Genomic DNA, 25277 nt, shown 5'->3' with positions numbered 1-25277 from the left:
CGTTCTCGGTGTCTTCGGTCTTCACGCTGGCACGCTATGCAGGCCGGACGCCGATCCGGCGGTACGGCAGGGCCGGGTCGCCGGATCGGGCCGGGCCGTCGCGGCGGCGGGGCGGTCGCGGCGGGGCGCTCGGGCGGGGCACCGGCGGCACGCGAGGCGCGCCGTCGGACCGCCGGACGCCGCGCGTGCGGGGGACACCGGGGCGCGGCCGGGCGTCGCAGCCGGAGCGAGCGGCCCGCGCCGCCTAGCGTCGCCCCCATGCCCGACCTCCGACGGCTCCGCGCTCCCCTCCACCGCCCGACCGCCGTACGCACACCCGCCGACCCGGCCTTCTGGCGCAGCCCGGTGCGCGGGCTGCGCCTCACCGCCGTGCTCGGCCTCGTCCTGCTGGCCGGTCTCACCCTGGTGCTGGTGACCGGCCTGCTCTCGTACGCCGCGTACAACCCGGATCTGAACCCGGTCAACGACAAGACGCCCGACAAGGGCCTGCTGGGCTTCTACCTGTTCTCCTGGCCGACCGGACCGCACTGGCTCTACCGGCTGACGCAGGGCCTGCACGTCACGGTGGGCGTGGTGCTCGTGCCCGTCGTGCTGGCGAAGCTCTGGTCGGTGATCCCGAGGCTGTTCGTGCTGCCGCCGGTCCGCTCGGCGGCGCAGGCACTGGAGCGGATCTCGCTGCTGCTGCTGGTGGGCGGGGTGCTGTTCCAGATCATCACCGGACTGCTCAACATCCAGCTGGACTACCTCTTCCCGGGCTCCTTCTACACCCTGCACTTCTACGGGGCGTGGGTGTTCACCGCCGGTTTCGTCGCCCATGCCGCGCTCAAACTGCCCCGGGCCGTACGGGCGCTGCGGCGCGGCGTCCCGGACTCCCCCGCCGCCGCCCCGGACCCTCCCGTTGACGCGGCCCCTCCCGTGGTCCCGGACCCGCTCGCCTCCCCGGACCCGCTGCCGCCCACGGTCTCCCGGCGCGGCGCGCTCGCCATGGTCGGCGCGGGCTCCTTACTCCTGCTGGTCACCACGGCCGGGCGCAGCTTCGACGGGCCGCTGCGCAGCCTGGCGCTCCTCACCCCGCGCGGCGGAGAGGAACCGGGGTCGGGCCCGAACGGCTTCCAGATCAACAAGACGGCCGCCGCCCTGCGGATCACCGAGGCGGACACCGGTGAGGGCTGGCGGCTGACGGTGCGCGGACCGGCCGGCGAGTTCCGTTTCTCCCGGGCCCAGTTGCTGGCGATGGAGCAGCACGGGGCGGCGCTGCCGATCGCCTGCGTGGAGGGCTGGTCGACGTCGGACCAGCGGTGGCGCGGAGTACGGCTGTCGCACCTGGCGGCGCTCGCCGGATACCCGGCCGACCCGCCCGGCGTGTTCGTGGAGTCCCTTCAGCGCGCCGGGTCGTTCCGCAAGGCCGCGCTGCGCGACAACCAGGTCCGCGACGGCCGGTCGCTGCTGGCGCTGGAGGTCAACGGCGCGCCGCTGTCGGCGGACCACGGCTATCCGGCCCGGATCATCGTGCCGGCCGCGCCCGGGGTGCTGAACACCAAGTGGGTGCGGACACTGACGTTCGGAGAGCTGTGATGGCGATGGCGTTCGCGGACCGTGACGGCCACGACGGTCGGGAATCCGTGACGGCCACGACGTTCGGAGAGCTGTGATGTCCACGACCGCGACGCCCCGCCGCCCGCGCTTCTCCTCGCGCCGCCGCTACGGAGCGGGCCCGCTGCACCTGCTCCTGCTGGCGGCCACGTTCTGCCTGGCGGGCTACGCGGGGGTGCGGCTGCTGGACGGCGACACCCTCGGCGTCCTGCTCTGGTTCGCCGGATCGGCCGTCGTGCACGACCTGGTGCTGCTGCCGGTGTACGCGGGCGCGGACCGGGCCCTGCGGGCGGCTCTCGGCCCGCGCAGGGACCTGGTCGTCTTCGTCCGGGTGCCGGTGTTCCTGTCCGCGCTGCTCCTGGTCGTCTGGTTCCCCCTGATCACCCGGCGGACCGAACAGCGCTACGAGGCCGCCTCCGGCATGTCCCCGGACGTCTACCTCGGCAACTGGCTGCTGATCACCGGCGCGCTGTTCGCGCTGTCGGCGCTCTGGCTCCTGGTGCGCGCGTTGCGTTCCAGGACGGGGCGGGGCCGCCGCAGCGAGACGAAGGGCCGGCCCTCCGCGCTCCACTGATCGACGGTGCGCCAGCCGCACGCGCGGGCGTACCGCAGCAGCGCCTCCGTGCCCAGCCGGGCCCAGGGGAACAGGGCGGCGGCGGGCTCGGAGCCGGGTGCGGCGGCGGCCTCGGGGGCGGGGCGGCCGTCGTCGAGGCGGACCTGGACGCGTTCGTCGAGGTCGAGCGGGGCGGTCTCCGCGATCAGCAGCCCTCCGGTGCCGAGCAGTTGGGCCGTCCGGTGGAGCAGGGCGTCCGGGTCCCCGCCGATGCCGATGTTGCCGTCGACGAGGAGCACGGTGCCCCAGCGGCCCTCGCCCGGCAGCGGGTCGAAGACGCTGCGCAGCAGGGCCGAGCCGCCGAGCCGGCGGGTGCGGGCGACCGCGGCCTCGCTGACGTCGATGCCGAGCGCCCGGTGGCCGAGCGCGGTCAGCTCCGCCACGAGCCGCCCGGGTCCGCAGCCGACGTCCAGGACCGGCCCCTCGCAGCGGTGCAGGGCCGACAGGTCGGCGGCCCCCGCCCGGGAGCACCAGCGCTCGACGTCCAGCGGCAGCAGCCAGCCGTCGCCCCGGCGCAGGAAGAGCGGACCGCGGCCGGTGCGCAGGGCGTTGGCGTACGGGTCGGCGCCCCAGGGCGCGAGACGGCCGCCCGGGGCGTCGGGCGGCGCGTCGGCGGCGGGGCCGGATGACGGGGGCAGCGTGGTGCTCATCGCACCCCCGCGGCCGTCAGCCCGGCGAGCGCGGCGGCGAACCGGCCGTCCGGCGCGTCGGCCGCCACCCGGTCGGCGTCGGCGGCGGTGTCCACGTCGAGCAGGACCGGCAGGTCCCGCACGGTGAGCCCGGCCTCCACCAGTCTGCGGCGCTGGACCGCGCCGGTCCGCGGCGTGGACATCGGCACCCCGCGCAGCAGGGCCGGGTCCGGCTCCGCCAGGCCCAGGGCCCAGAACCCGCCGTCCTCGGCCGGTCCGAACCACGCCCCGCAGCCGGCCCAGCCGTCCGGGGCGAGCGCCGGGGCGAGATGCCCGGCGGTGATCTGAGGAGTGTCCATGCCGACCAGGAGGGCCGGCCCGGTACACGCGCCGAAGGCCGCCGCCAGCCGCTCGTCCAGGCCGCCCGCGCTCTGCGCCACCACCTCGACGCCGGGCGGCACCCAGGGGCCGGGACGTCCTTCGAGCACCAGGACGCGCCGCCGGGCGGGCAGGGTGAGCAGGGTCTCCAGGGTGTCCGCGAGGGCCGCGGCGGCGAGTTCGGCGGCCTCGGCGGGGGTGAAGGGCGGGCAGAGCCGGGTCTTGACCCGTCCCGGCACCGGTTCCTTCGCGATGACCAGCAACTCCGTTGGTCCCACGGGGCCGTACGCGCTCATCGGACGCCCTCCGCTTCCGTCCTCCGGACGGGTGCCGGGCGGGCGGCCACCGGTGGTTCGCGCAGGACGCCCCGCATGTCGCGCACGGCGTGCCAGGTGCCGAGCCAGGTGCCGGTGACCTTCGACCTGCCGGTGCGCGGGCGGTAGGGGACGTCGCTCTCGGCGACCCGCAGTCCGGCGTCGGAGGCGCGGACGACCATCTGGAGCGGGTAGCCGCTGCGCCGGTCGGTGAGGCCGAGCGCCAGCAGGTCGGTGCGCCGGGCGGCCCGCAGCGGTCCGAGGTCGCGCAGCGCGAGGCCGGTGCGGCGGCGGAGCATACGGGCCAGCGCCAGGTTCCCGGCCCGCGCGTGGGCCGGCCAGGCTCCCCGGCCCTCGGGACGGCGGCGGCCGAGCAGCAGGTCGCAGTCGCCGTCGGCGATCCGCCGGACGAATCCGGTGAGCAGCGACGGGTCCAGCGAGCCGTCGCAGTCGCAGAAGCAGACGTACTCGGCCTCGGCGGCGAGCAGCCCGGCGTGGCAGGCGGCGCCGAACCCCCGCCGCGCCTCGGTGACGACGGTGGCGCCGAGGGAGCGGGCGAGGTCGGCCGAGCCGTCGGTCGAACCGTTGTCGACGACGATCGCGCGCCAGCCGTCCGGAATCCTGTCGAGGACCCAGGGGAGCGCTGCGGCCTCGTCCAGGCAGGGCAGAACGATGTCGGCCTTCGGGAGTGCGGTCTTCGCGAGGGCGTCAGAGGAGTCTGTCACCCGGCCCACCCTACGGAGACATCTCGGGCATTTAGGTCTTCATGTTGTGAGGAAGCATGGACATCGGCCGGATGGCGGTGTGCGCCTCGCCGCCCCCCGCCTCGCTGCCTCGCCGCCTCGCTGCCGCCCTGCCGCGAGCCGCTTCCGCGACGGCCCCGGTCGCGGCCTGCTCCTACGCCTACGCCACCGAGGACGTCGGCTGCGAAGTCCCGGACGGCGCGACCGGGTTCCGGGAGCTCTCCCGGGGCGCCTCGCCGCGCAGCGGGGCCGCGGCGAACGCCTCCATCCCGGCCGTGAACGCGACCTCCGGCCGCCAGCCCAGCTCCTCGCGCAGCCGCCGCGAGTCCGCGGTGACGTGGCGGACGTCGCCGAGGCGGTACTCGCCGGTCACCACCGGATCCGGCCCGCCGTGCGCGGCGGCGAGCGCCGCGGCCATCTCGCCGATGGTGTGCGGCTCCCCGCTGCCGGTGTTGTACGCGGCGAACGCGCCGGGCCGGCGCTCCCGCACCGCCTCCAGCGCCACCGCGTTGGCCGCCGCGACGTCGTGGACGTGGACGAAGTCGCGGCGCTGGCGGCCGTCCTCGAAGACCCGGGGCGCCTCGCCGCGCGCCAGGGCGGAGCGGAAGAACGAGGCGACGCCCGCGTACGGCGTGTCGCGCGGCATCCCGGGGCCGTACACGTTGTGGTAGCGCAGCGACACCGCCCGGCCCCCGGTCGCCCGCGCCCACGCGGCGGCCAGGTGCTCCTGGGCGAGCTTGGTGGCCGCGTACACGTTGCGCGGGTCCGCCGGGGCGTCCTCACCGACCAGGCCGGGCAGCAACTCCGCCCCGCAGGACGGGCAGTGCGGCTCGAAGCTCCCGGCACGCAGATCGGCGTCCGCGCGCGGCCCGGGGCGGACCGATCCGTGGCGCGGGCAGTCGTAGCGGCCCTCGCCGTAGACCACCATCGACCCGGCCAGCACCAGGTCCCGCACGCCCGCCGCCGCCATCTCCGCCAGCAGCACCGCCGTACCGAGGTCGTTGCACCCCACGTACAGCGGCGCGTCCGCGAACTCCTTGCCGAGGCCGACCATCGCCGCCTGGTGGCACACCGCGTCGACCCCGGCCAGCGCCCGCGCCACCGTCTCGCGGTCCCGCACGTCGCCGATGACCACCCGGTCGCCCGGCACGTCCGAGGCCGGCCCGTGGTGGGCCGAGGGCAGCAGCGCGTCGAGCACCGTGCTCTCGTGCCCGGCCGCGGCGAGGGCGGCGACGACATGTGACCCGATGAACCCGGCTCCGCCGGTGACCAGTACGCGCATGGGGCCACGCTAGGGGTCGTCCCGTGATTCCCGGCGGAGCAGCGCCCGCGCCCCGCCCAGCGCCCCGCGCTCAGCCGAACGCGTACGCCACGGTCGTCGCCGCGCCGAGGGCCGCGCCCGCCGCCGTCTGCGCCACCGAGTGGTAGCCGAGGGCCACCCGCGACCAGCAGACGGCGATCGTGAGCACGTACGCGGCGATCCACCAGGGCGTGTGCACGACGGCGAGCAGGGAGACGACCGCCGAGGCGACGGCCGAGTCGACCGAGATCTTCCAGACCGTGTTCACGGCCAGCAGTCCGATCGTCATGACCCACAGCGCCAGCATCGCGACGAGGATGCCGCCGGGCGCGTCGCCCGCCACCATCACCAGCGAACCGGCGCCGATCGAACCGAGGATGACGAAGAAGATCGGGGCGCGCTTGGTGCGGTCGACCACGTGGCGGTCGCCCCAGGTGCCGCGCCCGCGCTCCCACTCGATGTAACCCGCCGGGATCAGCCCGGCGCAGAGCGCCCCGAGGAACCCCCAGAGCAGCCCGGTCCAGTCGCCCGCGGCGGCGAGGCCGACGCCGAGCATGCCCGCCAGCAGGACGTTGCGCGGCTGGAGCACGTCGGTGACGGTGCGCGCCGCGAAGATCCGGGCGGCGGCGGGGGTGCGGACGTCGTCGGTGGTGCTCACGCGGTCTTCTCCGTCGGGTGGGGGGTGTGCGCGGTCGCCGCCGCGAGGATCTCGCGGGCACGCGGCTCGGCGACCGACCGGTACGCGGCGGCCACCCGGACCAGCCGGGCCACCTCGCCGTCCTGGTCGGCCGCCTGCTGGGCGGCCACGGCCGCGGCGGGCCCGGCGGGCGCGCCGGACTCCTTGGCGACCAGGGCGGCCTTGATCCAGTACGCGTCGCCGAGCGCCGCCGTCCGGCGTGGACCGGCGCTCTCGCGCGCCGCCTCGCGCTCCGCGACGGCGGCCAGCCGGTCGGGCACGTAGTGCCGCAGCTTCTCGACGGCGTCCGCGATGTCGGCGGCCCAGCGGTCGACGCGCAGGTCGGCCGGGGCGTTGAAGCGGGTCAGCTCGCGGACGAGCGAGGCGGGCGGGTCGAAGGGCTGGTCGGGGAACGACGCCATCAACTCGAACCAGAGGGCGTGCAGTTGGACCTGGGCCCGCCACAGCCGGGCGCGCCGGGCCCTGGCGGCGAAGGCCGGGACCGAGGCGCCGAGGGCGAAGAAGGCGAACAGCACCAGCTGCGCGGCCTCGGTGATCTGGTCGAAGCGGAGCGCGAACTCCTCGGTGGGCCGGTCGGCGACGCTGATCCAGAGGAAGAGGGTGCGGCTGACGGTGTAGCCGACGCCGATGAACATGGCGAAGGTCATCATGCCGAGCCCGACCCGCAGATGGCGCCGCCGCGCGTCGGCGGTGGCCAGCGCCCACTGGAAGGCGCAGACGGCGGACGCGGCGCCGAGGTAGAGGTAGAACACGCTCATGTAGAGCGTGGCGCCCCACTCCCCGGCGTGGTCGGAGACGAAGCGGTCGGAGGGTTCGGAGCGGTCCACGACGGTGAAGAAGAGGACCGTCAGCAGGATCAGCGTGGCGACCGACGCCTTGGCCGCGACCTGCTGGACGAGGCGGGCGAAGCGCACGTGGCGCGGGACGTCGCCCGCGTCCGGGTAGCTGCCGTAGATGGCCACGATGTAGCTGAGGATGGCCAGAATCGCCACGGTGGCGGTGTAGTGCTTGATGAGTACGGCGAGGTCGGTGACGGCGCTGTTGTTGAGGCCGGTGCGCACCACCTCGGTCTTGGTCCACAGGGCGACGGCGAATCCGGCGTAGCAGCCCCACAGGGCCCGCCGCCGGCGGTCCTCCTCGTCGCCGCACAGGGCCGCGGGCAGACGCCACAGGGCAACGGCCGTCATGAGCCCGGCTATCAGGTAGCCGGCGAGGTCGAGGGAGGTCACGGCGGTCTTCGTTCCTCGGTGTCGGGAGGTGCGGGCAGGAGGGGGAGCGGACGGCGGCGGTGCGCCCGGGCAGGTGTCACGTGTCAGGGGTCATGAGGCGGCGCCGGGCTTCTTCCGGAACAGCCCGCGACGGCGGTGCGCGACGGGGCGGGAGAGCGAGTTGGCGAGCCGCCCCACCATGTCATCGGTGGTCAGGTCGCGCGCCATCCGGGGGATCAGCGAGGCGCCGAATTCGGCCATCCGTTCGTCATGGGTGTCGTACTGCGCGCGGGCCTGGACGGTGCCGCCGCCGGAGGCGAACGCCTCGGCGGCGGTGGGGGAGATCATCCGGGCGATCAGCGAGGTGTCGAAGACCGGCAGCAGCGCCCGCAGTTGCCCGGCGTCGAGCGTCGTGCCGTGGTCGAACCACTCGTGGCACAGCTCGTGCAGGACGACGTGCTGGGTCTGGTAGTCGGTGGGCCTGCGGCGGTAGAGCACGAGGCTGGTGTCGCCGGCCTTCAGCCGCAGCCCGCAGGCCGCGTTGACGCGGGCGAGCCGGTCCGGCATCTCGTGCAGGCGGATGGTGCGCCCGCGCGCGGCCTCCATGTTCGCCACCAGTCCGGTGAGCGAGAAGGGCGCCGGGATGGGCAGGTCGGCGAGCCCGGCCTCGCACTCTTTCCGCAGCTTCCGCAGGGACATGACCAAGACGCTACGCTTCCGGACCGGTCGGGCGGGAGGCCGCCTCGCTCCCGTCCGTCCCGCCGCCCCCGCTGTCCCGGGCGGCGTCCTCCAGCAGGGACAGGGCGAACCGGAGCAGTTCCGGCGGGAGTCCGTCCTCGTCGAGGCCCCGGCCCGCCAGCCCGCTGATCTCGCCGGTCCGCCGCTTGGCCAGGAACTGGAGCCCCGCGACGACGTCGTCGACGACCTCCGACTCGTCCTTGAAGAAGCGCCAGTCCACACCGAATCCCAGACCCAGGGCCTTGAGGATGTCCTCCGAGGGCTGGGTGACCTTGCCGGCGAGGATGTTGGAGAAATAGCTGTGCGAGAGCGACCCGCCGCGTTCCTTCACCAGGTCCGCGAAGACGCGGCCGGAGATCTTCTGGCCGGGAAAGGTCTTCTCGACCATGTACTCGACCTTGTCCCGCAGCGAATCGAGCCGCGGAAGCTCCTCCGACGGTCCGGGCGGTTCGTGAGGGTCCGGCCCGTGTTCGCCACCGTGGTCCATCGCCATCCGGGCCTCCACGATCACCTCGGAGTCGGAACTGAGCTTGCGCAAACACTCTACGTCACTGTTAACTCGAAAAAACACGGGCAGGGGACCACGAGGGGAGTCCCCTGCCCGTGATTCGCCGAGAGTGTCCGGAGAATCGGCACGGCAGGTCCGGAGCGGTCCCGGGGGCCGTCCCGGACAGGGGTGTAGCCCTTCACGACGGGGGATGCGTGAAGGGCTACGCGTGCATTATGGCCCCGCGGTCCGCCCGACGACAACTGACCGGTCGGTCAGCGATTCGCCGCGCCGCGCGCACGGCCCGCTCCGAGGTCCCCTGAACCTGTTCCGGCCGCGATAGACATGGCCTTCCGGTCCCCTTAGGCTTTCTTGTGCAGTCAGGTGAAACAGCGGTACGCAGCAGAGGGGCACCCCGCGGGCGTACGGCGCCCCGGGTCCTCCGGTCCTGTGTGACAGAAGAGGTGCAGATGCCCCCGGAGACCCCCTCGCACGCCACCGACCGGCTCGACGACGACGACTACCCCGCCTACACGATGGGGCGAGCCGCGGAGATGATCGGCGCCACGCCGGGTTTCCTGCGGGCGATCGGCGAGGCGCGGCTGATCACGCCGCTGCGCTCCGAGGGCGGCCACCGCCGCTACTCCCGCTACCAGTTGCGCATCGCCGCGCGCGCCCGCGAACTGGTCGACGCCGGGACGCCCATCGACGCGGCCTGCCGCATCGTCATCCTGGAGGACCAGCTCGAAGAGGCGCTGCGCCTCAACGAGGAGCTGCGCGGCGACGCCGACCGCTGAGCCCGGCCCGGACCGACGCCCCGGGTGCGTCCGGCGCTCTCGCGTGCATATCTGTATTCGCCGGCACAGAATTTCACGCAAAGCGCGATGAGGCTTTTTTGCCGGCCGGTTTGTTCCGCCGGGCGGAGTGATTTGACGTACAGCCTCCGCCGGTGGCGCCGTGCTAGTGTTGATCTCAGTTGCAGTTGTGGTTCCCAAAAACTTCAAGTGCTCTTGCCGGTCGGATGTCGGCGGGCGCACTTTTGTATTTCCGGTGTTCTTCCGGACGGGGTAATCATCGCGGCGACGTGGGGTCCGCACAGTGTGGACCCGCGGGCTCTGCCCCTAAGGAGATATGACATGGCTACTGGCACCGTGAAGTGGTTCAACGCGGAAAAGGGCTTCGGCTTCATCGAGCAGGACGGCGGCGGCGCCGACGTCTTCGCCCACTACTCGAACATCGCCGCCACCGGCTTCCGCGAGCTGCAGGAGGGCCAGAAGGTGAACTTCGACGTCACGCAGGGCCAGAAGGGCCCGCAGGCCGAGAACATCACCCCCGCCTGACCGCTCAGGCAGTACTGCGCAGCTGGGGCCCGCACCTTGGGGTGCGGGCCCCAGCTCGTTGTCGTTTCCGGGGAGCGCCCGGCGCCTCCCCTTCCGAAGCCGTCCCCGGTGCACTGATTCCCGGCGGCCCGGTTTCACTTTCTTTTGTCATTTCATCGGCTCGTTCTTGCGATTCTGGGCGCCGTTCACGGCGGTCCTCGAAGAATCCCTCGATACGCGCCACATCGAGGAAAGGTTCTGCATGAACCGCGAACGCGCGCCCCGCTCCAACGACCGATATTCCCGCACCCGCTCGGGCGGCGCCCCCGGCGGTCGCACCGGCGCTCCGAAGTACTCCGGCGGCGGCGACCGCCGCGCGGCGGGCTTCGGCGGCGGACCCAAGCGCTCCGGCGGCCACGGCCGCCGCCCCGCCGCCGTGAAGGGCGAGTTCGCCCTCCCGGTGACCATCACCCCGGCGCTCCCCGCGGCCGAGACGTTCGACCAGCTGGAGATGCCCGCCGCGCTGAAGGCGGCGCTCGTCGCCGAGGGCATGACCGTGCCGTTCCCGATCCAGGCGGCCACCCTGCCGAACTCGCTGGCCGGGCGCGACGTCCTGGGCCGCGGCCGGACCGGTTCGGGCAAGACGCTCGCCTTCGGCCTCGCGCTCCTCGCCCGCACCGAGGGCCGCCGCGCCGACGCCCGGCGACCGCTGGCCCTGGTCCTCGTCCCCACCCGGGAACTGGCCCAGCAGGTCACCGACGCGCTCACCCCGTACGCCCGGTCGCTCAAGCTGCGGATCGCCACCGTCGTCGGCGGCATGTCGATCGGCCGCCAGGCCAGCGCGCTGCGCGGCGGCGCCGAACTCGTCGTCGCCACCCCGGGCCGGCTCAAGGACCTGATCGAGCGCGGCGACTGCAAGCTGGACCGGGTCACCATCACCGTCCTCGACGAGGCCGACCAGATGGCCGACATGGGCTTCATGCCCCAGGTCACCGAGCTGCTCGACCAGGTGAACCCGGAGGGGCAGCGGATGCTCTTCTCGGCCACGCTCGACCGCAACGTGGACCTGCTCGTCCGCCGCTACCTCCACGACCCGGTCGTGCACTCCGTCGACCCGGCCGCCGGCGCGGTCACGACGATGGAGCACCACGTGCTGTACGTCCAGGGCGCCGACAAGTACGCCACCACGACGGAGATCGCGGCCCGCGAAGGGCGCGTGATCATGTTCCTGGACACCAAGCACGCCGTGGACAAGCTCACCGACCACCTGCTCCAGAGCGGGGTCCGGGCGGCGGCGCTGCACGGCGGGAAGTCCCAGCCGCAGCGCACCCGCACCCTGGAGCGGTTCAAGACCGGGCACGTCACGGTCCTCGTCGCCACGAACGTCGCGGCCCGCGGCATCCACGTCGACAACCTCGACCTGGTCGTCAACGTCGACCCGCCCAGCGACCACAAGGACTACCTGCACCGGGGCGGCCGGACCGCCCGCGCCGGGGAGTCGGGCAGTGTCGTCACGCTGGTGCTGCCCAACCAGCGCCGCGAGATGACCCGGCTGATGGCGGACGCCGGGATCACCCCGCAGATCGCCCAGGTCCGCTCCGGCGAGGCCGAGCTGAGCCGGATCACCGGCGCGCAGGCGCCGTCCGGCGTCCCGGTGGTCATCACCGCACCGCCCAAGGAGCGCGGCAGCCGCGGCGGCGCGTTCATGGGGCGCGGCACCAAGCGCGGCGGCGGGGCCCCCGCGCGGAGCCGCCGGCCGGGCCTGCCGACGCCGGAGGCGCGTGCCGCCGCCGCCCAGCGGCGGACCAACCGCGCGGCCTGACCCGCGGGGCGGCGGCGCGCGCCGCCGCCCTTCCCGTACGGCTCCCCCGTACGCCTCCCGTCGACGCGAACCCTGGTGAGGAACCATGCGCTGTGTCATCGCCCGCTTCCCCTTCGATCTGTTCAAGAACGAGGTGGAGGACTCGATGAAGGGCATCAAGCCCGAACCCGTCACCGGCGACGCGGTGGTCATCAGCCGCCGGGTCTACCCGGTCAAGCAGGTCGGCGAGGTCATCACCCGGCAGGACCGGCGCGACTTCAGCTCCGCCGAGGTCGTGCGGGCGCTGACCCGGCTCGGCTTCACCTGCCGCACGGCCGAGAGCGCCGCGCCCGCGCCCGCCCGTACGCCGCTGGAGACCGCCTCCGCGCTCCTGGGCACCCCGGACGCCGCCGCGGCCCCCGTCCGGGAGCCCGGCGTCGGCTGAGCCCCGCGCCCGGCGCGTCGGTAACCGGGCGGCCGACGTCGGTTACCGGCCGACGTCGGCCGCGCGGGGGGCCGTTCGGGTGACGCGGGACATCGCCGCGCCACCCGGACGGGCGAAGATCGGATCATGAAGAAAACGCTCACCGCGCTCGGCATGACCGTCGCGGCCTCCGTCCTGCCCGCCGGGTCCGCGTCCGCCGACGAGACGCACACCGACTCGCACAACGCCCCGCACGTGTCCCTGATCTCGACCGGTCAGATCGACGACCCGCTGGAGGACGTCCTGGAGCACGTCGCGCTGCTCGGCAGGAACTCGCTGGTGGACACCTGAACGGCCCTCCTCCGGGCGGCCGTTCGGCGGTTCAGGACGGCCGCCCGGAGGCGGAGGGCTGCTTGGCCCACGCCATGCGCGACTCCAGCACCGGGCGCAGCAGCCGCCGGACCGGCGGGGTGCACAGCAGGGTGACCATCACCGCGGCCCCGGCGGTGACCGCGACGGTGCCCGCCGTGGTCCGGAAGAACGGCAGGTCGTAGACGCCCTCGTAGCGCAGGCCCCGGACGACGAAGCCGTGCAGCAGGTACCCGTACAGCGTGCCGGTGCCCAGCGCCGTCATCCAGGTCCGGCCCTTCGGCACCCAGGACAGGAAGCAGGCGCCGAGGACGACCGCGCCGAGGAACAGCAGGACCGTGGCCGCCGGACCCGTCCAGTCGGCGGTCCCCATCGCCTCGGCGCTGTTCTTCCGGAAGAACCACGACGTGGAGATGCGGGGCACCAGCCAGTACGCCAGCAGCAGCCCCGCGATCATGACGGGCACCGAGGCGACCCGCACCCAGGTGCGGCGGACCAGCTCGAAGTGGTGCGGGCCCAGCCGCAGGCCGAGCACGTAGAACGGCAGGAACTGCAGGATCCGCTGGATCTGCAACGGTCCGTCGGCGGCCGGCGAGAGCGTGGCCAGGGCCGCGATGGCGAGCGAGACCAGGACCGGCGCGCGGACCGCCTGCCACAGCGGGGTGGACAGCCGCCAGAAGAACAGGGCGGGCAGGAACCACAGCAGCCAGTACGGCGAGAGCGGCGACAGCTCGAAGTCCGGTGTCTCCAGGGCCCGGTGGAAGAGCGTGTAGAGGATCTCGAACAGCACGTAGGGCACGAGCAGGCTGGTGACCAGCTTCCACACCCGGTCCGCGCGCAGTTCGAAGCCGCGGGAGAAGTAGCCCGCGATCAGGATGAACACCGGCATGTGGAAGGTGTAGACGAACGTGTACGCGGTCTCCACCAGGCGACCGCTGCCGGGCAGCGGCTCCCAGGCGTGCCCCATCGCCACGAGCACGATGGCGAGGTACTTCGCGTTGTCGAAGAAGTGGTCCCGGCCGCCGGCCGCCGGGGCGGCCTTGTCCGGGGCGGCCACCGCGGTGGACAGCGGCGGCTTCGAGGTCAGGGGCGAGGGCATCCTGACACCTTAGGGCGTGCCCCCGCCGCCGTCGCCGGGTGCCCCCCGGCGCTCCGGACGCCCGCCGTCCGCCTGCCCCTCCGGCTCCACGTGCGGCAGGATCCGCTCCAGCGGGCGCGGAATCCACCAGGCGGCGCGGCCCAGCAGCGTCATCACGGCCGGCACCAGCAGCAGCCGGACGACGGTGGCGTCGATGAGCACACTGGCCGCCAGGCCCAGGCCCAGCATCTTCACCACGATGTCGTCGCTGATGATGAACGCCGCGAAGACGCTCACCATGATCAGCGCGGCGCAGGTGATGACCCGGGCGGTGATCTCCAGCGCGTGCGCCACGCTCGCCTTCGGGTCGCCGGTGCGCAGCCACGCCTCGTGGATGCGGGAGAGCAGGAAGATCTCGTAGTCCATGCTGAGCCCGAAGACGATGGCGAACATCATCATCGGCACGTAGCTCTCGATCGGGACGTCTCCCGAGACGCCGAGCGCCGGTCCGCCCCAGCCCCACTGGAAGACCGCCACCACCACCCCGTAGGAGGCGGCGATGGACAGGACGTTGAGGACGGCGGCCTTCAACGCCACGAGCAGGCCCCGGAACACCACCAGGATGATCAGGAAGGCCAGGCCGACGACGACGGCGATGATCAGGGGCAGCCGGCCGGCGACGATGTCCAGGAAGTCGACCTGGGCGGCGGTCGTGCCGGTGACGTAGGCGTCGGCCCCGGTGCCGGCGACGGCCCGCGGCAGGACGTCGTCCACGAGCCGGTTCACCAGGGCGGTGGTCCGCTCGTCCTGCGGGGCGGCGACCGAGTACGCCGTGCCGGTGAGCGCGTCGCCGTCGGAGGTGGCGGTCAACGGGGTGACGGAGGCGGCGTCCCGCACGCCCGTCAGCGCCTTCTGCGCCTGGTCGGCGAGGGCGGCCCGGTCGGCGGACGGCACCTTGCTCTGGTCGATGACGAGGGTCAGCGGCCCGTTGGAGCCGGGGCCGAAGGCGCTGGACATCAGGTCGAAGGCGCGGCGGTCGGTGAACGACGTCGGGTCGGCCCCGTCGTCGATGTGGCCGAGCTGGATGAACAGGAGCGGGAAGGCCAGCACCGCCAGCACCACCACGCCGCCACCCAGGAACCACCAGGGCCGCCGCTCCACCCGCCGCGCGTACCGGTGCCAGCCGCCGTGCGCCTCGCCGCCCGGTTCGGCGTCGGTCTCGGCCACCGGGGTGCGCACCCGCAGCCGGTCGACGCGGCGGCCGACGAGCCCGAGGACGGCCGGTACGAGGGTGAGCGCGCCGACCACCGCGGTGACGACGGTGACGGCGGCGGCCAGTCCGAGCTTGCCGATGAAGGAGATGCCGGAGACCCACAGCCCGGACAGCGCGACGATCACCGTGAAGCCGGAGAGCAGCACGGCCCGGCCGCTGGTGGCGGCGGCGTTCCCGGCGGCGGTCACCGGGTCCTCGCCGTCGATCAGGTTCTGCCGGTGCCGGGTGACCAGGAAGAGGGCGTAGTCGATGCCGACGCCGATGCCGATCATCGTGGCGAGCGTCGGGGAGACCGTGGCGAAGGTCGCGGCGGCGGCGAGCAGGCCGAGCAGCCCCAGCCCGGCCAGGGCGCAGACCAGCGCGGTGACCAGCGGCAGCACGGCGGCCACCAGGCTGCCGAAGCCGATCAGCAGCACCACGATCGCCACCGCGAAGCCGATCAGCTCGCTCAGCCGGTCGTTCGGCTCCGGCCGGGCCAGTTCGCCGAGCGGGCCGCCGTACTCCACCTCCACCCCCGCCGAGCGCAGCGGACGCACGGCGGAGTCGACGCCGTCCAGGTAGGACGGGTCGAGCGTGGTGGGCTGCACGGAGAACCGGACGGTGATGTAGGCGGTCTTCCCGTCCGTCGACAGGGGCCCGGTGTCCGGGTCGGGCGGCGGTGGCGGGGTGGAGCCGGACGGCGGCAGCGGATTCTGCGCGGAGAGCACGTCGGGCAGCTTCTGGAGGTCGGCGACGGCCGTGGCGACCTGGTCGGAGACGGCGCTGAGCGGGTGGTCGGCGTCGTGCAGCACGACCTGCGCGCTGTAGCCCCCGCCGGACGGGGCGTGGGCCGTGAGGACGTCGAGGCCGTTCTGCGACTGGGTGCCGGGCACGGAGAAGTCGTCGGAGTAGTCGCCCCCGTAGACCTGTTGGAGGACCTGGACCCCGGCGACGGCGGCCACCCAGAGCACGAGCACGGTGACGCAGTGCCGGGCGCACCACCGGCCCGTGCGGCGCAGCACCCCGGGCCGCCCGGCGGCGGACCGCGCGGAGGTGCGAACCTGTGACGACGGCATGCGGCTCCCGCTCCCGCCCCCGGGGAAGGCGCCCGTCCGGGCGCCTCGGACCCTTCGCATTCAACGGCCCCCGGCGAAGCGCGGCACCCCGGCGCGGGGGAACGGGTGACGGGCGGCCCTGTCAGGGTTCCCCGACGGGCCTGCCCCACCCTCGTCCGCCGGACAGCCGGATGGGCGGATCCGGCCCGCCCGGCCAGGCTGGGCGCATGACGCAACCCACCCGTACGGCCCTGCTGTTCACCCTCTGCGCGACCGCCGTGGCCGCGACGCTGACCCCCGGCCTCGCGGCGGCCGACGGCCGCCCGGCGGTCCGCGCCGAGCCCGCGTTCGCCTGGCACGCCTGCGAACCGTCCGGCGGCGCCCCCGTCCCGGCCGGCCAGGAGTGCGCCTCCCTGCGCGTACCGCTCGACTACCGCGACCCGGGCGGGCCGGCCGTCGAGGTGGCGGTGGCCCGGCTGCGCACGGACCGGCCCGCCGCCCGGCGCGGGACGCTGCTCGTGATCCCGGGCGGCCCCGGCTCCTCGGGGGTGCAGCGCCTGGCGCAGAAGGGCGAGGCGCTGCGGGCGGCCACCGGGGGCGGGTACGACCTGGTGAGCCTGGACCCGCGCGGGGTCGGCGGCAGCACCCGGGGGCGCTGCGGGCTTCCCGCCGGGGACCGGTGGCTGACGACCCTGCGGTCCTGGCCCGACGCGGACGGCGGGATCGCGGAGAACACCGAGCGCGCCCGGCGGACCGCCGCCTCCTGCGAGAGCGGGGGCGACGCGCTGCTGCGCTCGGTCTCGACCCTGAACGAGGCCCGCGACATCGACCGGCTGCGCGGTGCGCTGGGAGAGCGGGAACTGACGGTGTGGGGCACGTCCTACGGGGCGTACGTCGGGGCGGTGTACGCGCAGAAGTTCCCGCAGCGCGTCGACCGCCTGGTCCTGGACAGCACCGGCGACCCGGACCCGGCGCGGGTGGCGCACGGCTGGCTGGAGAACATGGCGGCCGGGGCCGCCGACCGCTTCCCCGACTTCGCGGCCTGGGCGGCGGACCCGGCCCGCGAGGAGGCGGGGCTGCGGCTGGCGGACCGGGCCGAGGACGTGGAGCCGCTGCTCCTGGCGCTGGCCCGGCGACTGGACGGCTCCCCGCGCGCGTCGGACGTGGCGGGCGTCCCGCTCACCGGGAACGGGTTGCGCCAGGCGCTCCAGAACGCGTTGTACAGCGATGCGGCGTTCCCCGCGCTGGCCCGTCTGGTGCGGGCGGCGCAGGACCCGCTGGGCCGCCCGGTGCTGCCCCCGGAGCTCGCGCGGGCGCTGCCGGACGAGGACGCGTCGCTGATGGTCGCGGGGATCTGCAACGACGTGCGCTGGCCGTCGTCGGCAGCCGGTTACGCCCGCCGGGTCGCCGCCGACCGGGAGCGGTACCCGCTGACGGCGGGCATGCCCGCGAACATCACGCCCTGCGCCTTCTGGAAGTCCGGGCCGTCGGAGAAGCCGGTGCGGATCACCGGCGAGGGCCCGTCCGAGGTGCTGATGATCCAGAGCCTGCGCGACCCGGCGACCCCGTACGCCGGTGCGCTGAGGATGCGTGAGGCCCTGGGGGACCGGGCCAGGATGGTCACGGTGGGGCAGGGCGGGCACGGCATGTACCTGGGCAACGGCAACGCCTGCGGCGACCGGGCGGTCAGCGCGTTCCTGGTCGACGGCGTGCGCCCGGCACGGGACGCGCACTGCCCGAACTGAGCGGGCCTCCACCCGGGGCGGTACCCCGCTGCCCCTCGCTGTGCGGGCCGGGCGGCGGGGTCACCCGAACGGCCCGCTCCTGTGCGAAGGCGCAGGTCTGGGCGCAGGGTGGAGGGCATGTGGTCCCGCCGACTCGTCCTGGGCGTCCTGCTGCTGCCCCTGGCCCTCCTGGTGTTCCGGGACGGGCCGGCGGTCCACGACCCGCAGCGGCAGTTCGCCGTCGGGCCGCGTCCGCCGCGCGGGCTGCCGCAGCCGGCCGTGGTGAGCCGGAGCCGGTGGCGGGCGGACGAGGGCCTGGTGCGGGAGCACCCGCACTACACGGGCCCGGCGCGGGCGGTGTTCGTGCACCACACCGGCAACCCCAACGACTACGACTGCGCCGACGCCCCGAAGCTGATCCGGGCGGTCCAGGCCGACCACATCCGGCAGGACGGCTGGGACGACATCGGCTACAACTTCCTCGTGGACCGCTGCGGCACCATCTACGAGGGCCGGGCGGGCGGGGTCGCCCGGCCGGTGCGCGGAGCCCACACCAAGGGGTTCAACACCGACACGGTGGGCATCGCGGCGATCGGCTCCTTCGGGGAGGGCACCGAGGTGCCGAAGGCGATGATGGACGCGCTGGTGCGGCTCGCGGCCTGGAAGCTGCGACCCGGCGCGGACCCGCTCGGCACCGTCGACCTGGTCTCGACGAACGCCGAGAGCCGCTTCGACAAGGGTCAGGTGGCCCGGCTCCACGTCATCTCCGGGCACCGGGACAGCTTCGAAACCCGGTGCCCGGGGGACGAGCTGTACGGGCTGCTGCCGGAGCTGAGGGAGCGTGTGGCCCGGCTGCGCGCCTCCGTGCCGGGCCACTCGGCGTCCTCCCGGCTGCGCCCGTACTTCTGAGCATCCGACCGGGACGGCCTTCAGCGCGCGACGAACTGCGTGAGGATCGCCTGCACTTCGTAGATGTCGACGCCCTTGGTGAAGGTCTTCTGGACCGGAGTGGCGTTCCCCGAGATCCAGATCTTCAACTCGGCGTCCAGGTCGAACGTTCCGGCCGTCTCCACCGCGAAGTGCGTGATGCTGCGGTAGGGGACGGAGTGGTACTCCACCTTCTTGCCGGTGATGCCCTGCTTGTCGACCAGCAGGAGCCGGCGGTCCGTGAACAGGATGGTGTCGCGGATCAGCTGGAATGCGGCCTGCACCTGCTCGCCCTGGCCGAGCAGGCGCGCGTAGTCCTGCTGGGCGGTGGCCGGGTTGACGGTGTGGGCGTTGCCGAACAGTGCCATGGATGTCCCGTCTCTCGTATCTTCGTACGGTGATACGCCTGTACGGGGTGTTTCGGTTCCCACGGGGCGGTACCCCGGCGGGTCGAGGGGGGTCGGTGGCGCCGAGCGGGTCCGCCTCGACGGTGCGCGATCCGGCACCGGCCCGCGCACGGGGAGTGCTAGCTTCCTTCCCGTGGCGGAGCACCAGGACGAGACCAGGGCGGCCTACGACGGGGTCGTCGAGCTGTACGCGTCGATGTTCGCCGATCGACTGGAGACGCGGCCGTTCGCGCGGAACATGATCGGCGCCTTCGCCGAACTGGTGCGCGGTACGGGGAATCCGCGGGTGGCCGACGTCGGTTGCGGGCCCGGACATCTGACGGCCGTGCTGCACGATCTGGGGCTGGACGCCTTCGGGCTCGACCTCTCCCCGGCCATGGTCGACCACGCCCGGCGGGCGCATCCGGCGCTGACGTTCGACGAGGCCCGGATGGAGGCCCTGCCCGTCGAGGACGGCGCGCTCGGCGGTGTGCTGGCCCACTACTCGATGATCCACACCCCTCCCGGGGAACTACCCGCGCTGCTCGCCGAGCAGGCGCGCGTCCTGGCTCCGGAGGGCCTTCTCCTGGTCTCGTTCTTCGGGACCGACGCGCCCGAGCCGGTCCGCTTCGACCACAAGGTGGCGCCCGCCTACAGCTGGCCGGCGGACCGGTTCGCCGAGTTGCTGGCGGGGGCCGGGCTCGTCACCTTCGCGCGGCTGCTCCACGACCCGTCCTCCGAGCGGGGCTTCCTCGACAGCCATTTGTTGGCCCGTCTCCGCTGAGGCGACGCCGGATGTCCGGCGCTCGAGGGCTGTCTGCCGGTGGACATCACAGCGGGACCACCGTCACCTCGGTCGCCTTGATGCCGGTCCACACGTCCGTGCCGTCGGCGATGCCCAGTTCGGCGGCGGCCTGCGGGGTGATCTCCGCGACCAGGTCCGGGGCCTCGGCGGAGGTGATCAGCAGGCGCAGCCGGCTGCCGCCCGCCGTGATCTCGCGGACCGTGCCCGGCCAGACGTTGCGCGGGCTGCCGGTGGGCCGCTCCCGGTGTACGGAGACGGCCTCCGGAGCGACGACCGCCAGGGCCTCGGCTCCCGTCGGCAGCGGGTCGGCGACGACCAGCAGCCCGCCGTCCGCGAGCGCGAGCCCGTCGGCGGTGGCGGTGCCGGGCCAGGCGTTGCGGCCGAGCATCCGGGCCACCCACGGCGAGCGCGGGTGGCGGGTCACCTCGGCGGGCGGCTCGTCCTGGACGGCGCGGCCCTCCTCCAGCACCAGGACCCGGTCGGCCAGCGAGACGGCCTCGACCGGGTCGTGGGTGACGATCAGGCAGACCCCGCCGAAGTCCGCGAGGTGCCGGCGCAGGGTGTGCCGCACCCGGGCCCGGGTGGTCTGGTCGAGGGCGGCGAGCGGTTCGTCCAGCAGCAGCAGGCGCGGACGGGCGGCCAACGCGCGGGCCAGGGCGACGCGTTGGGCCTGGCCGCCGGAGAGGTCGCCGGGCTTGCGGTGGGCCAGGTGGCCCACGCCGAGGCGGTCCAGCCACGCCTGGGCCTCGCGTCTGGCCCCGGCCCGCGACGCCCCGCGGGCGCGCAGCCCGTACGCCGTGTTGCCGAGCGCGCTCAGGTGCGGGAAGAGCGCGCCGTCCTGGGGGACCCAGGCGACGCCCCGGCGGTGCGGCGGCAGTGCGGTGACGTCGTCGTCGCCCAGGCGCAGTTCGGCGCGGGCGCGCGGGGTGAGGCCGAGCAGGGCGCGCAGCAGGGTGGTCTTGCCCGCCCCGTTGGGGCCGACGACCGCGATGGTGGTGCCCGCCGCCGCCTCCAGCGTCAGCCGGGTGAACCCGGTGACCTCGGCGTGCAGCGGCCGGCGCGCGGACGGCACGGCGTCGGCCGGCGGTGCGTGCGGGTCCGGCGGTGCGGTGGGCTCGTCCGCCGTACCGGCCCCGGCCTTGGGCGTACGGGGGCGCCGGTCGCCCGGGGTGCCCGTCCAGCGGCCCCGCAGCGCGATCAGCACGACCATGGCGATGGCGAGCAGCAGCAGCGAGACGGAGGTGGCGGCCTCCGGCGACTCCTGGAGCAGCAGATAGACCTGGAGCGGCAGGGTCTGCGTGGTGCCGGGCAGGTTGCCGGCGAAGGTGATGGTGGCGCCGAACTCGCCGAGGGCCCGCGCCCAGGTGAGCGCGGCTCCGGCGACCAGCCCGGGGGCGACCATGGGCAGGGTCACGGTGAGGAAGACCCGTACCGGCGAGGCTCCGAGGGAGGCCGCCGTCTCCTCGTAGCGGGGGTGCAGGCCGCCGAGCGCGCCCTCCAGCGAGATCACCAGGAACGGCATCGCGACGAAGGCCGCCGCGAGCACCGCGCCCGAGGTGTGGAACGGGAGCGTGATGCCGAAGGCGTCCTCCAGCCACGGCCCGAGCAGCCCGCGCCGCCCGAAGGCCAGCAGCAGCGCCACGCCGCCGACGGTGGGCGGCAGCACCATCGGCAGCAGGACCAGCGAGCGGACGAACGCCTTGCCGGGGAAGGGCACCCGGGCCAGCAGCCAGGCCAGCGGCACCCCGAGCAGCAGGGAGATCCCGAGCGCCCACAGCGAGACCAGCAGCGAGAGCCGCAGGGCCTCGGTGGTGGCGGGATCCGTGAGGTGCCCGCCGAGGCCGCCCCAGGAGGTGCGGACCAGGATGCCGACGAGAGGCAGCATCAGGAACGCCACCGCCAGCAGCGCGGGCGCCGTCAGCAGCACGGGGGCGCGGGCCCCGGGCGTGCGGCGGCCGGGACGTTTCATCGGTGCCCCCAGGGCTCGGAGTGCGGTGCCCCCGTGCCCGTCCCCCTTCGGGACGGGCACGGGGGCGGTGTCGGCCGGAGCGGCCCTACGGCTGCTGGAAGCCCGCGCCCTGGAGGATCTTCTGCGCGGCGGGCGTCGAGAGCCAGGCGACGAACGCCGCCGCGGCCTCGCTGTTCCGGGAGCCCTTCAGCGTCGCGGCCGGGTAGGAGGCGATGGCGTTCTCGGCGTCCGGGATCTCGATGGCGTCGACCTTGTCGGTGGCGGTCGCGGCGTCGGTCTTGTAGACGAGTCCGGCGTCCGCCTCGCCCAGCTCGACCTTGCTGAGGACCGCGCGGACGTTGGGCTCCTGGGAGACCGGCTTCACCACGATCTTCCGCGCGTCGAGGATCTGCTCGCTGTAGCGGCCCACCGGCACCTCGGGAGCGGCGAGGACGACCTTCAGCTTGCTGTCGGCGAGGTCGTCGAGGCCGTCGATCTTCTCCGGGTTGCCCTCGCCGGTGGCGATGACCAGGCGGTTCTTGGCGATGATCGTCGGAGTGCCGGTCTCTCCCCCCAGCCCGTCCATGGTCTTGGTGTCGGCGGTCACCAGGGCGTCGGCCGGGGCGCCCTGCTCGACCTGGGCGGCCAGCTCCTGGGAGCCCGCGAAGGAGAACGTGATCTTCGTGCCGGGGTTCTCCTTCTCGTACGCGGCGCCCGCCGTCCTGAAGACGTCGGTGAGCGAGGAGGCGGCCAGCACGGTCAGGTCGGCCTTCGGCGCGCCGGACGCGGCGGCGGAGGGCTTCGCGGAGCTGTCGGCGTCCTCGGCGTCGTCGCTGCCGCAGGCGGCGAGCGGCACGAGCAGCGCGGTCGTCAGGACGGCGGCGGCGGTGCGACGGCGGTTGATCAGGGGCATGAGGGTGAGGCTCCTTGGATGCGTACGCGGCCGGCGGGCGCCGTCCGGGCGGTGCTGGCGTCCGCCGGGCGCGGCGGGCGCGTACGGGACGCGGGCGGCGGCCGGTGCGGGCCGCTTCAGGTGCGGTCGATGTGCACGTTGGTCGACTTCACCCGGGCGGTCGCCCGCATGCCGACCTCCAGGCCCAGCTCCTCCACCGCTTCGCGGGTCAGCAGGGAGACGAGCCGGTGCGGACCGGCCTGGATCTCGACCTGGGCCGCGACGTCACCGAGCTTCACCGCGGTGACGATGCCGGGGAAGGCGTTGCGCGCCGAGGTGTACGGGGTCTCCTCCTCGCCGCCGCTCTGGCCGACCTCGATCGAGAACGCGGCCAGGGAGCGGCCGTCGATCAGACGGCGTCCGGCCTCGTCCCGATGGGTCGCGACCCGGCCGGCGTCGGCCCAGCGCCGGGCGGTGTCGGGGCTGACGCCGAGAAGTCGTGCTGCCTGACCGATTGTGTAGGACTGCATGTGCGACACGCTAGGCCAATCGGGCTCGCATCCACCATTCTCCGGACGATGGTCCATGGCGGATGCGAGGCGATCGGAGGAAGGCACGGAGTGCGTCCGGGCAGTGCGTCCGGGCAGCCGAACGCCGCGCCGGGCGTCGTCCCGGCACGGCGTACGGTCCGCCTCGGGTCAGGTCACGGCGTCACGGGGCTGCTCGCCGGCACCTCGCCCTCGGTCCTGGACACGTCGATCACGGAGAAGGACGCGCCCTGCGGGTCGCTGATGGCGGCCATCCGGCCGAAGGGGCTGTCGACGGGTCCGTACCGCAGCACGCCGCCGCGGGCGGTCGCCTTCGCCACCGCGGCGTCGCAGTCCGGCACGGCGAAGTAGACGTTCAGATAGGCGGGCACCTCGGGCGGGAAATCCTCGCCCATCGTCATCCGGCCGAGCACCGGCGGGCCGCCGAGGTCGAACATCGCGTAGTCCATCGACGGGTCGTCGAACCGGCTCACCTTGTACGGGAAGACGGCGGCGAAGAACGCGTCCGCGCGGTCCGGGTCGCGGGTGAAGACCTCGCCCCAGCAGAACCCGCCGGGCGCGCCCATCTCCGTCTCGAACCCCTCGTGGCTGCCGGCCTGCCACACGCCGAAGACCGTGCCTCCCGGGTCGCGGGCCAGCAGCATCGTGCCGAACTCGCCGACCTGCATGGGGCCCATCAGGACCTCGCCGCTGTTCTCGCCGATCGCCTTGCCGGTCGCGGCGGCGTCGGGCGAGGAGAGGTACAGGCACCACGCCGCCGGGGCGTCGGCGCCCGGCATCGGCGGGACGACGGCGGCGGCGGCACGGCCGTTCGCGTACGCCTGCGTGTAGTTGCCGAATTCGGACGAGCTCTCGCCGAACGTCCAGCCGAGCACGTCTCCGTAGAAGCTCTTGGCACCCTCGACATCGGCGAACATCGCGTCCGCCCAGCACGGGGCGCCCTCGGGTAGTACAGCCATGGCACTGACTCTTTCCCTGTCCTTGCCGCCCGGCCGTCGGGCCCTCCCCGCCGCACGGCCCTCCTTCCACGCTAACCAGGACGCCGCCCGGCCGCGCGCCGGGGAAGGCGGTCGGCGCGGATCACTCGTCGGGTCCGCCCGCGGGTTTCACCGGGCGGCGCAGGCTGAGGACGACGGAGACCGCCAGAATGACGACGATGACGGCCAGGCTGACCAGCGAGGGGATCTCCGGGATGGAGGTGCTGATCAACTTGTGGCACGCCTGGAGGATGAGTTTGACGGCGATGAAGGCCAGGATGACCGCCAGGCCGTGGCTCAGGTAGTGGAACCGGTCCAGCAGTCCCGCCAGCAGGAAGTACAGGGCCCGCAGTCCCAGGATCGCGAAGGCGTTGCTGGTGTAGACGATGAAGGTGTCGTCGCTGACGGCGAGCACGGCGGGCACGCTGTCGACGGCGAAGACGAGGTCGGCGGCCTCGATCGCGGCGACCACCGCGAGCAGAGGGGTGGCGATCCGCTTCCCCTCTTTCCTGACGATGAAATGCGTGCCCTCGTATTCGTCCTGCACCGGCATGATCCTGCGCAGCATGCGTACCGCGAAGCTCTTGCCGGGATCGAAGTCCTCCTCCTGGCCGCTGAGGATCTTGTAGCTGCTGTAGAGCAGGATGGCGGCGAACAGGAACAGCACGCCCGTGAAGCGGTTCACCACCGCGACGCCGAGCGCGAGGAAGATCGCGCGGAATACCAGGGCGCCGATGACGCCGAAGAAGAGCACCCGGTGCTGATAGGCGCGGGGCACCTTGAAATACGAGAAGATCAGCGCGAAGACGAAGAGGTTGTCGACCGACAGGCTCTTCTCCAGCAGCCACGCCGTCGTGTACTCGGTCCCGGCCGTCGTGCCGAGCACCACGAAGACCACCACGCCGAAGAGCAGCGCGAGGGTCACCCACAGAGCGCTCCACAGCCCGGCTTCCCTGAAGCCGATGACGTGCGCGCTGCGGTGCGCGAGGAGGTCGACCGTCAGCGAGATGACCACGGTCGCCACGAACACGATCCAGAGCCAGACCGGTACATCCACGCCGGGGACCTCCCT

25 protein-coding genes are annotated in these 25277 nt (G+C 73.8%); 9 read left to right on the top strand and 16 right to left on the bottom strand.

Features of this window, described 5'->3' with window-relative positions; genetic code table 11:
* Window positions 1-258: 258 nt before the first annotated feature.
* Complete coding sequence (locus EES43_RS13695) at window positions 259-1575, top strand: molybdopterin-dependent oxidoreductase (protein WP_124268991.1); 1317 nt, start codon at window positions 259-261, stop codon at window positions 1573-1575.
* A gap of 453 nt (window positions 1576-2028) precedes the next feature.
* Here the strand turns inward: EES43_RS13695 and EES43_RS13685 are convergent, their stop codons facing one another.
* The 8 genes from EES43_RS13685 to EES43_RS13650 all read right to left on the bottom strand — a co-directional run bounded on the left by EES43_RS13685 (window position 2029) and on the right by EES43_RS13650 (window position 8751).
* A complete protein-coding gene (locus EES43_RS13685; protein WP_124268989.1) occupies window positions 2029-2856 on the bottom strand; it encodes a class I SAM-dependent methyltransferase in 828 nt (275 codons plus the stop codon).
* Window positions 2853-3509, bottom strand: coding sequence for a TIGR04282 family arsenosugar biosynthesis glycosyltransferase (locus EES43_RS13680; protein WP_124268988.1), 657 nt, complete (start codon window positions 3507-3509; stop codon window positions 2853-2855). Before EES43_RS13680 ends, EES43_RS13685 begins: the two co-directional genes overlap by 4 nt.
* Complete coding sequence (locus EES43_RS13675; protein ID WP_124268987.1) at window positions 3506-4252, bottom strand: glycosyltransferase family 2 protein; 747 nt, start codon at window positions 4250-4252, stop codon at window positions 3506-3508. Before EES43_RS13675 ends, EES43_RS13680 begins: the two co-directional genes overlap by 4 nt.
* Window positions 4253-4430: 178 nt before the next feature.
* Window positions 4431-5552: an NAD-dependent epimerase/dehydratase family protein gene (locus EES43_RS13670; protein WP_124268986.1), complete on the bottom strand. Its 1122-nt coding sequence runs from the start codon at window positions 5550-5552 to the stop codon at window positions 4431-4433.
* 70 nt (window positions 5553-5622) lie between these two features.
* Window positions 5623-6126, bottom strand: a complete 504-nt coding sequence (locus tag EES43_RS13665; protein WP_241192644.1) for a hypothetical protein — start codon at window positions 6124-6126, stop codon at window positions 5623-5625.
* A 98-nt stretch (window positions 6127-6224) separates the two neighbouring features.
* The gene (locus tag EES43_RS13660) at window positions 6225-7496 is read right to left on the bottom strand and encodes an MAB_1171c family putative transporter (protein WP_124268984.1); all 1272 of its coding nucleotides are present in this window, start codon (window positions 7494-7496) and stop codon (window positions 6225-6227) included.
* A 90-nt stretch (window positions 7497-7586) separates the two neighbouring features.
* The gene (locus EES43_RS13655; RefSeq protein WP_124268983.1) at window positions 7587-8174 is read right to left on the bottom strand and encodes a toxin; all 588 of its coding nucleotides are present in this window, start codon (window positions 8172-8174) and stop codon (window positions 7587-7589) included.
* Window positions 8175-8184: 10 nt separating this feature from the next.
* Window positions 8185-8751 (bottom strand): hypothetical protein, encoded by a 567-nt coding sequence (locus tag EES43_RS13650; protein ID WP_124268982.1) that lies wholly within the window; start codon window positions 8749-8751, stop codon window positions 8185-8187.
* A gap of 419 nt (window positions 8752-9170) precedes the next feature.
* On the opposite strand from EES43_RS13650, the gene EES43_RS13645 reads away from it, so the two are divergent.
* From EES43_RS13645 to EES43_RS13625, 5 genes are all read left to right on the top strand, one after another.
* Window positions 9171-9497 carry a MerR family transcriptional regulator gene (locus EES43_RS13645; protein WP_124268981.1) on the top strand — a complete coding sequence of 109 codons (327 nt, stop codon included), beginning with the start codon at window positions 9171-9173 and terminating at the stop codon, window positions 9495-9497.
* 339 nt (window positions 9498-9836) lie between these two features.
* A complete protein-coding gene (locus EES43_RS13640; protein WP_124268980.1) occupies window positions 9837-10040 on the top strand; it encodes a cold-shock protein in 204 nt (67 codons plus the stop codon).
* A 241-nt stretch (window positions 10041-10281) separates the two neighbouring features.
* The gene (locus EES43_RS13635; RefSeq protein ID WP_124268979.1) at window positions 10282-11841 is read left to right on the top strand and encodes a DEAD/DEAH box helicase; all 1560 of its coding nucleotides are present in this window, start codon (window positions 10282-10284) and stop codon (window positions 11839-11841) included.
* An 85-nt stretch (window positions 11842-11926) separates the two neighbouring features.
* Entirely contained in the window at window positions 11927-12265 is a 339-nt protein-coding gene (locus EES43_RS13630; protein ID WP_124268978.1) for an SCO5918 family protein, read from the top strand.
* A gap of 126 nt (window positions 12266-12391) precedes the next feature.
* Window positions 12392-12595: a hypothetical protein gene (locus EES43_RS13625; RefSeq protein ID WP_124268977.1), complete on the top strand. Its 204-nt coding sequence runs from the start codon at window positions 12392-12394 to the stop codon at window positions 12593-12595.
* 31 nt (window positions 12596-12626) lie between these two features.
* Here the strand turns inward: EES43_RS13625 and EES43_RS13620 are convergent, their stop codons facing one another.
* Complete coding sequence (locus EES43_RS13620) at window positions 12627-13712, bottom strand: acyltransferase family protein (RefSeq protein WP_124268976.1); 1086 nt, start codon at window positions 13710-13712, stop codon at window positions 12627-12629.
* A gap of 9 nt (window positions 13713-13721) precedes the next feature.
* Window positions 13722-16019 carry an MMPL family transporter gene (locus EES43_RS13615; RefSeq protein WP_124268975.1) on the bottom strand — a complete coding sequence of 766 codons (2298 nt, stop codon included), beginning with the start codon at window positions 16017-16019 and terminating at the stop codon, window positions 13722-13724.
* A gap of 206 nt (window positions 16020-16225) precedes the next feature.
* Here EES43_RS13615 and EES43_RS13610 point away from each other — a divergent pair, with 206 nt between their 5' ends.
* Together EES43_RS13610 and EES43_RS13605 are read left to right on the top strand one after the other, a co-directional pair.
* On the top strand, window positions 16226-17743 hold the full coding sequence (locus EES43_RS13610) for an alpha/beta hydrolase (RefSeq protein ID WP_124268974.1): 1518 nt from the start codon (window positions 16226-16228) through the stop codon (window positions 17741-17743).
* A gap of 117 nt (window positions 17744-17860) precedes the next feature.
* A complete protein-coding gene (locus EES43_RS13605) occupies window positions 17861-18631 on the top strand; it encodes a peptidoglycan recognition protein family protein (protein ID WP_124268973.1) in 771 nt (256 codons plus the stop codon).
* Window positions 18632-18651: 20 nt separating this feature from the next.
* On the opposite strand, the gene EES43_RS13600 is transcribed toward EES43_RS13605, so the two are convergent.
* Window positions 18652-19017 (bottom strand): PH domain-containing protein, encoded by a 366-nt coding sequence (locus EES43_RS13600; protein ID WP_124268972.1) that lies wholly within the window; start codon window positions 19015-19017, stop codon window positions 18652-18654.
* Between the two features lie 172 nt (window positions 19018-19189).
* On the opposite strand from EES43_RS13600, the gene EES43_RS13595 reads away from it, so the two are divergent.
* Window positions 19190-19819, top strand: coding sequence for a class I SAM-dependent methyltransferase (locus EES43_RS13595; protein ID WP_124268971.1), 630 nt, complete (start codon window positions 19190-19192; stop codon window positions 19817-19819).
* Window positions 19820-19865: 46 nt separating this feature from the next.
* On the opposite strand, the gene EES43_RS13590 is transcribed toward EES43_RS13595, so the two are convergent.
* From EES43_RS13590 to EES43_RS13570, 5 genes are all read right to left on the bottom strand, one after another.
* Complete coding sequence (locus tag EES43_RS13590) at window positions 19866-21809, bottom strand: ABC transporter permease (RefSeq protein WP_124268970.1); 1944 nt, start codon at window positions 21807-21809, stop codon at window positions 19866-19868.
* A gap of 85 nt (window positions 21810-21894) precedes the next feature.
* A complete protein-coding gene (gene modA, locus EES43_RS13585; protein WP_124268969.1) occupies window positions 21895-22701 on the bottom strand; it encodes a molybdate ABC transporter substrate-binding protein in 807 nt (268 codons plus the stop codon).
* A 116-nt stretch (window positions 22702-22817) separates the two neighbouring features.
* A complete protein-coding gene (locus EES43_RS13580; RefSeq protein ID WP_124268968.1) occupies window positions 22818-23210 on the bottom strand; it encodes a TOBE domain-containing protein in 393 nt (130 codons plus the stop codon).
* Between the two features lie 173 nt (window positions 23211-23383).
* A complete protein-coding gene (locus EES43_RS13575) occupies window positions 23384-24187 on the bottom strand; it encodes a VOC family protein (protein WP_124268967.1) in 804 nt (267 codons plus the stop codon).
* 121 nt (window positions 24188-24308) lie between these two features.
* Entirely contained in the window at window positions 24309-25262 is a 954-nt protein-coding gene (locus EES43_RS13570; RefSeq protein ID WP_124268966.1) for a TerC family protein, read from the bottom strand.
* Between the last annotated feature and the right edge of the window lie 15 nt (window positions 25263-25277).

Source organism: Streptomyces sp. ADI96-02, assembly GCF_003846185.1.
Taxonomy (GTDB): Bacteria; Actinomycetota; Actinomycetes; order Streptomycetales; family Streptomycetaceae; genus Streptomyces.
Note: the sequence above shows the minus strand (reverse complement) of the source record. Positions and strands in the feature narration are given on the sequence as shown.

What these genes read in the sequence shown, in the direction of transcription:
- EES43_RS13695 (WP_124268991.1), top strand. Translation starts at nt 259, where the DNA reads ATGCCCGACCTCCGACGGCTCCGCGCTCCCCTCCACCGCCCGACCGCC.
- EES43_RS13685 (WP_124268989.1), bottom strand. Translation starts at nt 2,856, where the DNA reads ATGAGCACCACGCTGCCCCCGTCATCCGGCCCCGCCGCCGACGCGCCG.
- EES43_RS13680 (WP_124268988.1), bottom strand. Translation starts at nt 3,509, where the DNA reads ATGAGCGCGTACGGCCCCGTGGGACCAACGGAGTTGCTGGTCATCGCG.
- EES43_RS13670 (WP_124268986.1), bottom strand. Translation starts at nt 5,552, where the DNA reads ATGCGCGTACTGGTCACCGGCGGAGCCGGGTTCATCGGGTCACATGTC.
- EES43_RS13665 (WP_241192644.1), bottom strand. Translation starts at nt 6,126, where the DNA reads ATGCTCGGCGTCGGCCTCGCCGCCGCGGGCGACTGGACCGGGCTGCTC.
- EES43_RS13655 (WP_124268983.1), bottom strand. Translation starts at nt 8,174, where the DNA reads ATGTCCCTGCGGAAGCTGCGGAAAGAGTGCGAGGCCGGGCTCGCCGAC.
- EES43_RS13645 (WP_124268981.1), top strand. Translation starts at nt 9,171, where the DNA reads ATGCCCCCGGAGACCCCCTCGCACGCCACCGACCGGCTCGACGACGAC.
- EES43_RS13640 (WP_124268980.1), top strand. Translation starts at nt 9,837, where the DNA reads ATGGCTACTGGCACCGTGAAGTGGTTCAACGCGGAAAAGGGCTTCGGC.
- EES43_RS13635 (WP_124268979.1), top strand. Translation starts at nt 10,282, where the DNA reads ATGAACCGCGAACGCGCGCCCCGCTCCAACGACCGATATTCCCGCACC.
- EES43_RS13630 (WP_124268978.1), top strand. Translation starts at nt 11,927, where the DNA reads ATGCGCTGTGTCATCGCCCGCTTCCCCTTCGATCTGTTCAAGAACGAG.
- EES43_RS13625 (WP_124268977.1), top strand. Translation starts at nt 12,392, where the DNA reads ATGAAGAAAACGCTCACCGCGCTCGGCATGACCGTCGCGGCCTCCGTC.
- EES43_RS13620 (WP_124268976.1), bottom strand. Translation starts at nt 13,712, where the DNA reads ATGCCCTCGCCCCTGACCTCGAAGCCGCCGCTGTCCACCGCGGTGGCC.
- EES43_RS13615 (WP_124268975.1), bottom strand. Translation starts at nt 16,019, where the DNA reads ATGCCGTCGTCACAGGTTCGCACCTCCGCGCGGTCCGCCGCCGGGCGG.
- EES43_RS13610 (WP_124268974.1), top strand. Translation starts at nt 16,226, where the DNA reads ATGACGCAACCCACCCGTACGGCCCTGCTGTTCACCCTCTGCGCGACC.
- EES43_RS13605 (WP_124268973.1), top strand. Translation starts at nt 17,861, where the DNA reads ATGTGGTCCCGCCGACTCGTCCTGGGCGTCCTGCTGCTGCCCCTGGCC.
- EES43_RS13600 (WP_124268972.1), bottom strand. Translation starts at nt 19,017, where the DNA reads ATGGCACTGTTCGGCAACGCCCACACCGTCAACCCGGCCACCGCCCAG.
- EES43_RS13590 (WP_124268970.1), bottom strand. Translation starts at nt 21,809, where the DNA reads ATGAAACGTCCCGGCCGCCGCACGCCCGGGGCCCGCGCCCCCGTGCTG.
- modA (WP_124268969.1), bottom strand. Translation starts at nt 22,701, where the DNA reads ATGCCCCTGATCAACCGCCGTCGCACCGCCGCCGCCGTCCTGACGACC.
- EES43_RS13580 (WP_124268968.1), bottom strand. Translation starts at nt 23,210, where the DNA reads ATGCAGTCCTACACAATCGGTCAGGCAGCACGACTTCTCGGCGTCAGC.
- EES43_RS13575 (WP_124268967.1), bottom strand. Translation starts at nt 24,187, where the DNA reads ATGGCTGTACTACCCGAGGGCGCCCCGTGCTGGGCGGACGCGATGTTC.